This window comes from Streptosporangium sp. G12, assembly GCF_052983175.1.
Genome location: NZ_JBRIQO010000011.1, coordinates 35,866 through 48,367, shown reverse-complemented (window position 1 = coordinate 48,367; position 12,502 = coordinate 35,866). Strand labels below are relative to the sequence as shown.

Here is a 12,502-nt window from a genome sequence, read left to right as displayed (position 1 = left end):
CTCTTTCCTCCGGCCAGGTTGGCTCCATGCTGCCCTGGCCGGAGACCGGCCGCACAGGGACGCGCCGACGCCATTAAAGGATGGAAGGCAGCCGCTGGGCGCCGCGCTGCCGCAACATGTCGGTCATCAACTCGATCTCGCCCGTCTGACCGTCGACGATGTGCTGTGCCATGGTGGCCACCTCTTCGCGGTCGGACAGTTTCAGCAGACCCCTGCCCATCTGCACGCCGCCCTCGTGATGACGGATCATGAGTTGCAGGAAGAGGATCTCCTGGTCCTTGCCTGTGGCCTCGCGGAGCTTTTCGAGCTCGTCCTCACTTGCCATACCGGGCATCGCGGCGGGAGCGTCCGGTGTTACAGCGTGACCGCCGCCGTGACCGGCCATCCACGCCATGGAGGGGCGCTCGCTCGACTGGTTCAGGCCCCACTGCTGCAGCCAGCCGATGAACATGCCGCGCTGGGCCGTCTGGGTGACGATGATGTCGTAGGCCAGCCGCCGGAGCGTGTCGTCCGCGCTCCCGTCCCTGGCGATGAAGGCCATCTCGACGGCCTGGGCGTGATGAACGGACATGTCGCGAGCGAAGCCCGCCTCCGGCGAGGCGTCGGTCGGGGTGGACGTCCTTCCCACCACCAGCAGCAACGCGACCGCCGCGACCAGGCAGCCGAGCAGCACTCCGGCCGCCACGCCACGCCTGGACCTCGTGCCATCTTTACCGGGGATTTCCATTACCTGCCCAGAGTACCCACTGTCGAGAAACGTCGCTGTATCAGGCGTTGTCATCCCCTTATTCTCCACATACGCCGGTAGGGCATAGGGTGACCCGAAGTTGTTTGCGGCTGGAGGGTTGATGACCAAGGAAAAGGCGCAGGCGAGGCGTGAGCACCTCACCCGTATGCGTGAGGAGCAGAAGCGCAAGGAGCGCAGGGCCGCGTTCCTGATGTGGGGTGCCGGAGGTGCCGTCGTCGTTCTGCTCGTAGCGGTGGTCGCCTTCTACATGGTCAACGAGCGGGCCACGAACTCGCTGGACAACGTCGTCACCGCGAAGTACGCGGGTAGCCAGCACACCCAGACCAAGGTGACGTACAAGGAAACTCCGCCGATGGGCGGTGAGCACAACCCGGCCTGGCAGAACTGCGGCATCTACGACCAGCCGATCAACAACGAGAACGCCGTTCACGCCATGGAGCACGGCGCCGTGTGGATCACCTACCGGCCGGACCTCCCCAAGGCCGAGGTGGACACGCTGAGGGAACTGGCCTCCAAGGAGTACATGCTCCTGAGTCCGTACCCGGGCCTGCCCTCCAAGGTCGTGGCCAGCTCCTGGAACCACCAGCTCAAGCTGGACAGCGCGAACGACGGGCGCCTGCCCAAGTTCATCCAGAAGTACAAGAACGGCCCGGACACCCCCGAGCTCGGCGCGTCCTGCAGCGGCGGCGTGGGCACCACCACCGCCGAGGCGCCCATCCCGGAGACCGCGCCCAGCCAGAGCCCGTCGGCCGCCCCCGACGCGTCCGCGGCTCCCAGCGACGCCCCGGCCACCGACGCGCCCGCCACGGACGCTCCGGCTCCCAGCGGCACCCCGGCGCCCTGATCCGGCCGGTACAGCCGGTACGGACGCCGGTGACGCCGTCCTGACGAGGCGTCCCGGCCGCTAGGCCCGCAGGATCCGTTCCAGGGGCACCGCCTCCAGCCCGTGAGCCTCGGCCACGGGCCGGTTGGTCAGGTGCCCCCCGTGCGTGTTCAGGCCCAGCGCCAGCGCCGGGTCGCTCCGCAGGGCCTCCCGCCAGCCCAGGTGGGCGATCGCGAGCGCGTAGGGGACGGTCACGTTGGTGAGCGCGTACGTCGAGGTGTGCGGTACCGCGCCCGGCATGTTGGCCACGCAGTAGAACACCGAGTCGTGCACCCGGTAGGTCGGCTCGGCGTGGGTGGTGGGCCGGGAGTCCTCGAAGCAGCCGCCCTGGTCGATGGAGATGTCCACCAGGACCGATCCCGGCCTCATCCGTGAGACCAGCTGGTTGTCGACCAGCTTGGGCGCCCTCGCGCCCGGTACCAGCACCGCGCCGATGACCAGGTCCGCGTTCAGCACCGCCCGCTCGATCTCGTACGTGGTGGAGGCGATGGTCTTGCAGTGGCCCTTGTAGATCACGTCCGCCTGGCGGAGCCTGTCGATGTCGCGGTCCAGCAGCAGCACCTCCGCCTGCATGCCCAGCGCGATGACCGCGGCGTTCATGCCGGAGACCCCGGCGCCGATCACGACCACGCTGGCCGCGTGCACGCCCGACACCCCGCCCATCAGCACGCCGCGCCCGCCGCCCTGGCGCATCAGGTGGTACGCCCCCACCTGGGGGGCGAGCCGCCCGGCCACCTCCGACATGGGAGCCAGCAGGGGCAGGAAGCCGTTCGCGTTCTGCACGGTCTCGTAGGCGATGCCGGTGACCCCGGCGTCGAGCAGGGCGCGGGTGCACGCGGGCGAGGCGGCCAGGTGCAGGTAGGTGAAGAGCACCTGGCCCTTGCGCATCCGGTGGTACTCCTCGGGAACCGGCTCCTTGACCTTCAGGACCAGGTCTCCCGCGGCCCACACGTCGTCGGCCGAGTCGAGGATGGTCGCGCCGGCGCTCTGGAAGTCGGCGTCGGGAATGGAAGATCCCGTCCCGGCGTCTTTCTCGACGAAGACCTGATGGCCGTGCCGGACGAACTCGTGGGCCCCGGCGGGGGTCAGCGCCACGCGGTACTCGTGGTTCTTGACCTCACGGGGAACGGAGATCTTCACGGCTCCTCCAAGGGTGGGCGCGTGTCCTCTTCTTCACTGTGCGTTCCCCGAAAGGGGGCGGTCACGCACGGGGTGGCAGGAATGGGGTCGAGGTCGATGACATTCCGTCAGCGGTCGTCGACGTTCGGTCTCCCGGGAGTCGTCGCGACGTGCGGGGTTACCGGCTCCCCGCGCCGATCGGTAGGCTCGCCGCGAACAGATGCGAGGAATACGGGGATATGACGATGGGGATGCACGCGGGGCAGGGTGGGCCGCCCGTACCGCAGGGACCTCCAGCCGGGCCTGACGACCCCTCTGACGAGCCGTGGTCCTCCTCCGGCTCCTATGACGCCTTCACCCCGCCGGGCCGCCCTGGCGCCTCGCCCGGACGCCACGCCCGCGGTGCGGGGAAATCGGACGACGGCCCCCCTGCCGCCCCTGCCGCCCCCGCCGGCCCCGGCGGTCCGGCCGGCTTCGACGAGCCGGGTCGCGGCGATCGGGGTTTCGGCGGCCCCGTTCCCGGCCCTGGCGGCTCCTCCTTCGACGCCTTCGGCGGCGCCGGCTCCGGTCCCGGCGGTTCCTCCTTCGACGCCTTCGGCGGCCCCGTTCAGGGCCCCGGTCCCGGTGGTTCCGGCCTCCACGCCTTCGGCGGTCCCGGTGCCGGGTCCGGTGGTTCTGACTTCGACGCCTTCGGCGGTCCCGGTGCCGGGTCCGGTGGTTCTGACTTCGACGCCTTCGGCGGTCCCGGTGCCGGGTCCGGTGGTTCTGACTTCGACGCCTTCGGCGGTCCCGGTGCCGGGTCCGGTGGTTCTGACTTCGACGCCTTCGGCGGTCCCGGTGCCGGGTCCGGTGGTTCTGACTTCGATGCTTTCGGCGCCAGAGGTTCCGGCTCCGAGGCTTTCGGCGCCGGTGGTGCGGGGCTCGGCGATCCCGGCCCCGACCCCCTGGGCCCCGGGGGTACGAGGATCGGCGATCCGGCCTTCGGGGGGACCCCCCTCGGCGGGCGGGGCTCCGGCGGTCCGGGGGGCTCGGTTCCCGAGGGCCCGGGTGGCCCCGATGCCGACACCCTGGCGCTCGCCGAGGGGCAGGCGCCCACCGGCCAGGGACCGGGCGAGCCGGGAGCGGGCGGGCCCGGGGCGGGGGTTCCCGGGAGCGGCGGGCGGCGGGCCGGGGAGTCGCCGGACGGGACGCCCGGGGAGCCCAGGGCGAGCCGGGTCACCACCGCGATCCTGGTGACCGTCCTGGTCGTCGTCGTGCTGATCACCGGAGTGCTCGGCACCATCGCGGTGCTCATGACCCGCAACCCCGACATGCCGCTCGGTGCCACGCCGCCCAAGCGGCTCGCGACCCCCCTCCACTTCGCCCCGGTGATCGAGGCGAAGCCCGGAGCCTGCACGGTTCCGGAGACCTATCCCGACGACCTCGGGCAGACCTGCTACTCGGTCGCCGCCGGGGTCAACGTGAACGCCGTACGGAAGATCGAGGCGATCCAGGAGAAGAGCGGCGCCTACTCGGTCAGGATCGCGTTCGCGCCCGCCTTCCGCGAGCAGATCAACGACCTGACCGCGGAGGCGGTCAACGAGGACGACCCGGTCAGGCAGCAGATCGCGATCGTCGTGGGACAGAAGGTGGTGGCGGCCCCCCGGGTCGCCCAGGCGATCACCGACGACAGCCTGAGCATCGCCGGGTCCTTCACCAAGGAGCAGGCGGACGCGATGGTCGTCAGACTGCTCGGCTCGGGGGCCGTCGCCCCGCAGCCGACGGGCGGCACGCAGCCGAGCGCGTCGGTCTTCACCCCGTCGGACGGCCCGGCCGCGACCCCTCCGGCCAACCAGCCCGTGACCCCTCCGGCCAACCAGCCCGTGACCCCCCCGGCGAACCAGCCCGTGACCCCGCCGGCCACCGGCCCGGCCACCACGAACACCGCCGGGGCCGACGCGAACCGCCCGGCGGACACCACCGGGGACACCTCGCAGAACGCGTCCGGCGAGGGCGTCGACCGCAGGTTCTCCAGCTGCAAGGCCGCGACGGAGAACGGATACGGCCCCTACACCCGGGACATCCACGAGGAGTACCAGTGGTACATCGACGGGGACAAGGACGGCGTCGTCTGCGAGCAGGAGGACGCCGGCTGACCCCGGCCGGCGCGATGCCTCCGGGTCCCCTCCTTCACGGAGGGAGTCACCCCTCCAGGGCGATGTCATGGGGGCGGATGGGCACCCGGGGCAGCCGCAGGCCGGTGGCGGCCCGTACGGCGGCGGCCACCGCGGGGGTGGAGGAGAGCGTGGGCGGCTCGCCCGCGCCGCGCAGGCCGTAGGGGGCGTTCGGGTCGGGATTCTCCATGATCGACAGCCGCATGGGCGGCATGTCGAGGATGGTGGGGATCAGGTAGTCGGTGAACGACGGGTTGAGCACCAGCCCGTCGCGGACCTGGATCTCCTCCATCAGCGCCAGCCCCAGCCCCTGGGCCGAGCCGCCGTGGATCTGCCCCTCCAGCGCCAGCGGGTTCATGATCTTGCCCACGTCCTGGACGGCCGCCAGCTCCACCACCTTGACCAGTCCCAGCTCCACGTCCACGTCCACCACGGCCCGGTGGACGCACAGGGCGAGCTGGGTGTGCGAGTCGCCCTGCCCGGTGACCGGGTTCAGGGGGAAGGTGGGCCGGTGCCGGTACTCCCTCGTCTCCTCCACCGCCCCGGCCCGCTCCAGCGCCTCCACCAGCGACGACCCGTCGCTCGTCAGCTTCGCCAGCCGCTCCCGCACGGCCTCGCAGGCCGCCCTCACCGCGCCGCCGGTGACGTAGGACTGGCGCGACGCCGACGAGGACCCGGCAGAGCCGACCGACGTGTCGGCCTGCGCGACCGTCACCGCGTCGATCCCCAGCTCGGTCCTGGCGATCTGCTCCTGGACCATCAGCAGGCCCTGCCCCACCTCGGCCGCCGCCGTGTGCACCAGGACATGCGGCTCGCCGCCGATCAGCTCCACCCTCACCCTGGCGGTCGAGTGGTCGTCGAAGCCCTCGGAGAAGCAGATGTTCTTGATGCCCACGCCGTACCCGACACCGCGCCGCACCCCCTCGCCGTGGGTGGTCTGCGAGACTCCGCCCGGCATGTTCCGCAGATCCGGGACACCCGGAACATCCGAGGCGTCCGGCGGGGCGGGCAGCGGCATCGCGGCGAGTTCCCTGAGCATCTCGGCCAGCGGCGCGGGTGAGTCGATCACCTGCCCGGTGGCCAGCACCGACCCCTGGGAGACGGCGTTGCGGACCCTGACCTCGACCGGGGAGATCCCGCACGCCTCGGCCAGCCTGTCCATCTGCGACTCGTACGCGTAACAGGCCTGGACCGCGCCGAAGCCGCGCATCGCGCCGCAGGGCGGGTTGTTGGTGTAGACGCCGTAGGCGTCGATCCACACGTTGTCCACCTCGTACGGGCCCACCCCCAGGGAGGCCGCGTTGCCGACCACGGCGGGAGAGGTGGAGCAGTAGGCGCCGCCGTCCAGCAGGATCTCCGCCCTGACGTACAGCAGCCCGCCGTCGCGGGTGGCGCCGTGCTCGTAGCGCATCCGGGCCGGATGGCGGTGGACATGGCCGTAGAAGGACTCCTCACGGTTGTAGACGATCTTCACGGGACGGCCGGTGCGCAGGGCCAGCATGCACGCGTGGACCTGCATGGACAGGTCCTCGCGGGCGCCGAACGCCCCGCCCACCCCGGCCAGCGAGAGCCGTACCTTCTCCTCGGGCAGCCCCAGGCACGGCGCGATCTGCTCCCGGTCGGCGTGCAGCCACTGGGTGGCGATGTACAGGTCCACCCCGCCGTCCTCGGCCGGTACGGCCAGCCCGGACTCGGGGCCGAGGAAGGCCTGGTCCTGCATGCCGACCTCGTACTCGCCGGTGACGACCACGGGGGCCTCGAACGAGGAGCCGACCCGGATCGGCTGGTGGCGCAGCACGTTGCCGCTCTCGTGGACCGAGGGGCAGGAGGCGTCGAAGGCGGCCCGGCGCGGATCGGTGACGGCCTCGCGGACCTCGTACTCCACGACGACGGCCTCGGCCGCCCGCCGGGCGCGCTCGGGATGGTCGGCCGCGACCAACGCGACCGGCTCGCCCTGGTAGCGGACCTGGTCGACGGCGAGCACCGGCTGGTCCCGGTGGTCCAGGCCGTAGAACTTCGCGCCCGGCACGTCCTCGTGGGTGAGGACCGCGTACACGCCGGGCATGGCCAGCGCGGGGCCGATGTCGATCGAGCGGATCCACGCCGACGGGTGCGGGCTGCGGAGGGTGACCCCCCAGATCATGTCCGCCAGGTACAGGTCGGACGAGTAGGCGAACTCGCCCGTCACCTTCAGCGTCCCGTCGGGACGCAGGACGCTCTCGCCGACGCCGCGATGCCGCCGTGTTTCGATGCCGCTCATTCCAGCAGTACATCAGCCGGGTCCGGGGGAGGACATGGCAGGCACGACGGAACGCGGGGGGTGACCGTTGGCGAATCTTGCGGTTGTGCCGGCCGCCGTGCCGGGCCGCTCGTGTCCGGCGGTCGTGCCGGGCCGCGCACGTGTGCCCGGCTGCGCGGTACCCGGAGAAGCGTCGCGCGTGTGCCCGCCTGCGGGGTCAGAGAAGCTCAGAGAAGCTCGGGGAAGCTCAGAGAAGCATCGCCTGGCCCATGAGCGTGATCGGCTTTTCCCGGGAGCCCAGGATGGCCGCCTCCTCCACCAGCGCCTGCTTCTCCACCTCCTCGTTTCCCACCTCCCTGGCCATCGCGAGGGAGCGCGCCAGGTAGGCCGAGGCGTGTTCCGTCTCACCGAGGAGCCGGAGGGATCGGGCCATGCCGAGGAACAGGTACGGTTCGGCGACGTTCAGCCGCACGACGCGCGCACAGTCGAGGGCGGCCTCGAAGGACGCTCTGGCGGACTCGGCGTCCCCCAGGTTGAGGTAGAGGTCCCCGAACCTGTTGTGCACGGAGGACTCCTGGTAGACGTTGCCGCTCACCCGGCACTTGAGCAGGGCTTCCTCCAGTGCCGCCCGTGCCTGTCCGAACCGGCGCAGGCCGTTGTACCCCGCGCCGATCATGGTGAGCGCGTAGGCCTCGCCCGACCCGTGCCCGATCGCGTTCGCGATCTTCCGTTGCTTCCTGGCGCAGTCGATGGCCTTCTGGTAGCGGTCGAGCTCGAGGTAGTTCATGGCGAGACTGCCCAGCGCCTTCTGCTCCCCGTGAGAGTCGGACAGCCGGCGGCACAGGATCAGTTGCCGCTGGAAGTGGGGCACGGCCTCCTCCGGGCGGTTGACCGTGTTCCTCAGGATGCCCTCCACGTGGTGCGCGTTCGCCTCGAGGCCGCGATCGTCCAGCCGCCGCCCGATCGCGAGAATCTGCGGGCTGATCGCGAGAAGCCAGGGGAGGAGAGCGGCGTGGTGGAGATGCCAGAACAGCGCGAGGACCAGGGCGACACCGAGACGGGCGGTCCGCTCCCGGGGGGCGGATATCGCCTGGGAGACGGCGGACAGGAGATTGGCCTGTTCCCGGTCCAGCCACTCGCGGGCCTCCTCGTCGGAGGCGAGGGGGAGGGGGGCGGCGCTGAGATCGACGTCCGTCGAGGCCGGGCGGGGGTAGCGGCCCAGTTTCATGGCCAGGCGGGTGGTCCCGACGTACGAGCTCAGCGCCCGGTCCAGTGCGGCGTCGCGGTCGGCCTCCGGCTCCTCCTGCGCGGCCCGCTCCTTGGCGAACAGCCGCACGAGGTCGTGCAGCCGGTATCTTCCCGGCTCGTCCATCTCCGAGAGATGCGCGTCGACCAGCCGTTCCATGGCCTGCTCCGCCGTCTCCACCGGGACGTCCAGCAGGGCGCCGACGATGTGCGCCGTCACGTCGGCCGTCTGCAGCACGCCGAGCGCGCGCAGCGCGCGGGCGGCCGTCCGGTCGAGGAGGTGGTCGCTGCCGGCGAGCATGTCGTAGCTGACCGCCAGGCTGGACCTCACCGCGAGATCACCCGCCGCCAGCTCCCGCAACCGCCCGTGCTCGTCGTCCAGCCGGACCACCAGATCGGTCACGTTCCAGCGCGGCCGGTTCGCCAGCCGGGCTCCCGCGATGCCGACGGCCAGCGGCAGGCCTCCGCACAGATCGATCAGGCGCCTCGTGGCCCGGGCGTCCTCGGCGACCCGCTCCGCCCCGATCAGCTTCGCGAGCATCGCGGAGGACTCGGTCCGCCGCATCCCGGAGATCGGCACGCGGGCGCAGTCGTCGAGCAGGGTGAAGCTCTCCCGGCTGGTCGTCAGGATCGCGTTGCCCATCGGCACGGACAGCAGCGGGCGGATCTGGGCCAGATCGGCGGCGTCGTCCAGCACGATGAGCATCTCGCGGCCGTCGAGCTCGCCGCGCCACAGCGCCGCGGCCTCGTCGACGTCCGCGGGGATGGCGTGCGGGGGCATGCCGAGGTCGCGCAGGAACCTGTTGATCACCTCGGCCGGTTCGAGCCGCTTCATGCCCGGTGTCGCCCCGCGCAGGTTCGCGTACAGCTGCCCGTCGGGAAAACGGTCGCGTACCAGGTGCGCGGTCCGGATGGCCAGGGTCGACTTGCCGGATCCGGGTGCTCCGGTGATCGCGACGACGTGGTGCGGCGGGCCACCGTCCCAGGGGGAGAGCAGTCCTCTCAGCCGTACGAGTTCCTCCGCGCGTCCGACGAAGTCGACGGGGTCACGTGGCAACTGGTGAGCCGTCTTCGTCCTCGGGGCTGTGCGGCGCCGCGAACTCGAGGATCCTCGCTCACCGGCCTGCGGCTTCGTGGAGCCTCCGGAGCCGGCGTTCCGGGAGCTCTCGCGGTTCCCGGAGCCCTGGGGAGAGGGGACGGGCGTCGGGGCGGGGGCGGCGACCGGCTCCGGGGCGGTGGGAGGAGCCGAGGGCAGGTCGAGCAGCGGGTCGGCGCGCAGGATCAGCTCGTGACACCTGCGCAGACTCTCGTGCGGCTGGATGCCGAACTCCTCCGCGAGCAGGCGCCGGGTCTCCTGATAGACCCTCAGCGCCTCCACCTGCCGGCCGCAGCGGTAGAGCGCGATCATGTACAGCTCGCGGAGCCGCTCACGCAGCGGGTGTTCGGAGGTCAGGAGCACCAGCCGGGCGGCGGCCTCCTGGGGACGCCCGAGCAGGAGCAGCAGGTCCGTGTGCAACTCCAGCGCGGTCAGGCGCAGCTCGCCCAGCCTGTGCCGCTCGAGCTCGGCGGACGGGCCGGGAACGCCGCTCAGGCAGGTGCCGCGCCACAGTCCCACGGCCCTGTCCAGAGACCGCAGGGCGGTCTCGTACGCGTTGTCCGCGTGCGCCTTCCGCGCCAGGTCGAGACACTGTTCGAACACCAGGGCGTCCACCTGCTCGGGTGCGAGCCGCAACGAGTATCCGCCCGAGACGGAGGCCAGCACCCTCGAAGGCCTGCGCGGATCCCGGTCCGGGTCCAGGGTCCTGCGCAGTCCGGACACGTAGGTGTAGACGCTCTGTTCCGCGGTCTTCGGCGGGCTCTCCCCCCACACCCCGTCGATCAGCTTCTCCTTGGTGACGACCTGACCGGCATTGATCGCCAGGACGCAGAGGACGGCCTGTCGCCTGGGTTCTCCCAGCTCGAGCCGCTGTGAGCCCCTCCGGCCGGTCACGGGCCCAAGAATGTCAATGCCGAGCTTTTCCACCGGGAGGTTCTCCCCGACGGGAGCGGTGGTGCGCGTCTCGTCCATCAGACCTCCACGCGGTCGGGCATGGCGCAGCGAAGTCGTGAGGAAGACACTATCCGACGGGTTCGCGACGCAGGATTTCCCGCGAACCACCTAGACGATCCCCGCTTTGGCGATCCGGACCCCCGCCTGGAGCCTGCTCTGCGCCCCGATCCGCTCCATCGCGTTGGCCATGTGACGGCGTACGGTGCGGGAGGTGAGCCCGAGCTGGCGGCCGATCACCTCGTCCGTCATGCCCTCCGCGGCCATTCTCAGAACGGTCTTCTCCTGCTCCGTCAGCGAGAACGGCGCCTTCCACTCCCGGGGCCGCCGCTCGGCACGTGACCAGACGTGCTCGAACAGGTCTCCCAGCAACGAGACCAGCACGGGGGCGCGCACCACGGCCATCCGGGAGGCGTGGCCCGTCAAGGCGATGTGATCGTCGATCACCAGGAATCTCTCGGAGATCAGCGGGTCGATCCTCAGCTCCACGGACGCGGGGAGACCGGCCGTCTCGTACGGCGAATCGACCACGATCCTCGTCCGCACCCCCGGCGGGATGACGGCGGAATCGAAAATCTGGAGGAACGCGGTGTTCCTCGCCGGCTCAGGAAGGAACATGACGATCGTCCGCCGTGCGGACGAGCAGAGGGTCTCGGCGTCGTACCGGACCTGGGACCGCTCTCCCGCGGAGGGAGAGGCGGGTAAGGAGTGGGTCATGTGCCGCTCGCGAACCGTGCCGGACCGGACGCGTCCGTGTTCCTCCCGGCGCACGTCGCCGCCGGACCGCGCCGCGACGGGTCTCCGAGACGTCCCACACCGGGAAGGAGCCGTTCCACGCGGGGGAAGCGGGGGAAGAGGTGGAGAACCGCACGCGCGGGGAAGCGGTCGTCACCGTCGTACGCGCGTGAGGGGGAGCCGCCCATCGATGGTCCCTCCATCCTGTCGTCCGGGCCGGTGGGGCGGGGGAGGCGCCAGGAGAAGGCCCTCTCGGGCCGGGCCCGGGGAAACGGACCCCGTCACCGGTCCCCGCCGGATCTTTCCGGAGTTCTCGCCGCTTTACTGTCGCAGGTGATCCTAGAGATCACCTAGAGACGCTCGCGGCGTCGGGCGCGGGAGGCCGGAACTCAGGGAGGACGAGGCGGCCGCGGGTGCACGGGCGGAGCGTGTTCACGGGGTTTCCCGGAGTATGGATCATGTTTCCCGTCCTTGGGGACAGGCCGCTTTCCCGGTTTTTCACGGATCCGCATGGCCGAATACCTTCTTCGTGCCCATGACAAACCGGCCGCCCGCCTTCTGGGAATCCGGCTGACCGCTTTAGGACATCGACTTGATGATGGATTATTTCAATATATTTTCAGGGTAATAACCGGTTCGAAAAGTGAAGGCGCCCGGGGAGGCGGCCGGTGACACGGGGACCGCCGCGCCGACCGGCCTGCGGACCGGTCGGCGACGGGGTGAATGGAAACGGTATGACGCTGACGAGAGGGGCCGAGGGGCCGTCATCGGCACCCTTGACCCGGGCCGGGTGGCCCGTGAGCCGTGACCTGCGATGAAGCCGTACGTATGTAATGCGAACCATACGCGGGTGTTCCGCCGGCCGGGATCCCCCGCGAAAAACAACGATCTTCGCGGAAGGGTTCGGATCCCGGCTCGGCCGCGATCGGTGGCACCGAATCTCGGGGCGAGGACGCCCCGATCTTCAAATGGGTCCCGTTCTCGTTGGAGCGTGCATGACGAACGCCTGCACGCTCACTCCGGTGCGAGGACACCGGTTCCGCCGTATGGAGCGGCTCGCTGGCTGAAAGCTCTCCACGCGGGCGGTGGGTCGTTTCGTTCCTTGTCTTTCGGACTGGCTGAGCCTTCGCTCAGCCGCCGTGTCCCCAGCCCAGGCTGGCCTGGGCAACGCCCGCCTGCAAAGAATACTGACCGTGGTCCTTCGTGGGGGCAGACGAATCAGCACTCTCGGTCGTAACATTGCCGGTGACGGCAAAAGCGGCCGCAAACAGCATGGCGAGGGCAGACAAGGCAAGACGTCGGCGCACGGGGAGACTCCTGTCGTAGGTTCTGC

General features: G+C 70.7%; 8 protein-coding genes. 2 read left to right on the top strand and 6 right to left on the bottom strand.

Going from position 1 to position 12,502, the window contains the following annotated elements:
• Positions 1-73: 73 nt before the first annotated feature.
• The gene (locus ACVCAG_RS18040) at positions 74-685 is read right to left on the bottom strand and encodes a DUF305 domain-containing protein (protein ID WP_440084399.1); all 612 of its coding nucleotides are present in this window, start codon (positions 683-685) and stop codon (positions 74-76) included.
• A gap of 163 nt (positions 686-848) precedes the next feature.
• Here ACVCAG_RS18040 and ACVCAG_RS18035 point away from each other — a divergent pair, with 163 nt between their 5' ends.
• Positions 849-1,592: a DUF3105 domain-containing protein gene (locus ACVCAG_RS18035; protein ID WP_447190053.1), complete on the top strand. Its 744-nt coding sequence runs from the start codon at positions 849-851 to the stop codon at positions 1,590-1,592.
• A 60-nt stretch (positions 1,593-1,652) separates the two neighbouring features.
• Here ACVCAG_RS18035 and ald read toward each other — a convergent pair whose 3' ends face one another.
• The gene (gene ald / locus ACVCAG_RS18030) at positions 1,653-2,771 is read right to left on the bottom strand and encodes an alanine dehydrogenase (protein ID WP_440084401.1); all 1,119 of its coding nucleotides are present in this window, start codon (positions 2,769-2,771) and stop codon (positions 1,653-1,655) included.
• Positions 2,772-2,989: 218 nt separating this feature from the next.
• Here ald and ACVCAG_RS18025 point away from each other — a divergent pair, with 218 nt between their 5' ends.
• Positions 2,990-4,885 carry an excalibur calcium-binding domain-containing protein gene (locus tag ACVCAG_RS18025; protein WP_447190052.1) on the top strand — a complete coding sequence of 632 codons (1,896 nt, stop codon included), beginning with the start codon at positions 2,990-2,992 and terminating at the stop codon, positions 4,883-4,885.
• Positions 4,886-4,931: 46 nt separating this feature from the next.
• Here ACVCAG_RS18025 and ACVCAG_RS18020 read toward each other — a convergent pair whose 3' ends face one another.
• The 4 genes from ACVCAG_RS18020 to ACVCAG_RS18005 form a co-directional block, all read right to left on the bottom strand.
• The gene (locus ACVCAG_RS18020) at positions 4,932-7,163 is read right to left on the bottom strand and encodes a xanthine dehydrogenase family protein molybdopterin-binding subunit (RefSeq protein ID WP_447190051.1); all 2,232 of its coding nucleotides are present in this window, start codon (positions 7,161-7,163) and stop codon (positions 4,932-4,934) included.
• Positions 7,164-7,389: 226 nt separating this feature from the next.
• A complete protein-coding gene (locus ACVCAG_RS18015; protein WP_447190050.1) occupies positions 7,390-10,455 on the bottom strand; it encodes an AfsR/SARP family transcriptional regulator in 3,066 nt (1,021 codons plus the stop codon).
• Positions 10,456-10,545: 90 nt separating this feature from the next.
• The gene (locus ACVCAG_RS18010) at positions 10,546-11,151 is read right to left on the bottom strand and encodes a LuxR C-terminal-related transcriptional regulator (protein WP_440084405.1); all 606 of its coding nucleotides are present in this window, start codon (positions 11,149-11,151) and stop codon (positions 10,546-10,548) included.
• A 1,148-nt stretch (positions 11,152-12,299) separates the two neighbouring features.
• Complete coding sequence (locus ACVCAG_RS18005) at positions 12,300-12,476, bottom strand: hypothetical protein (RefSeq protein ID WP_440084406.1); 177 nt, start codon at positions 12,474-12,476, stop codon at positions 12,300-12,302.
• Positions 12,477-12,502 lie beyond the last annotated feature (26 nt).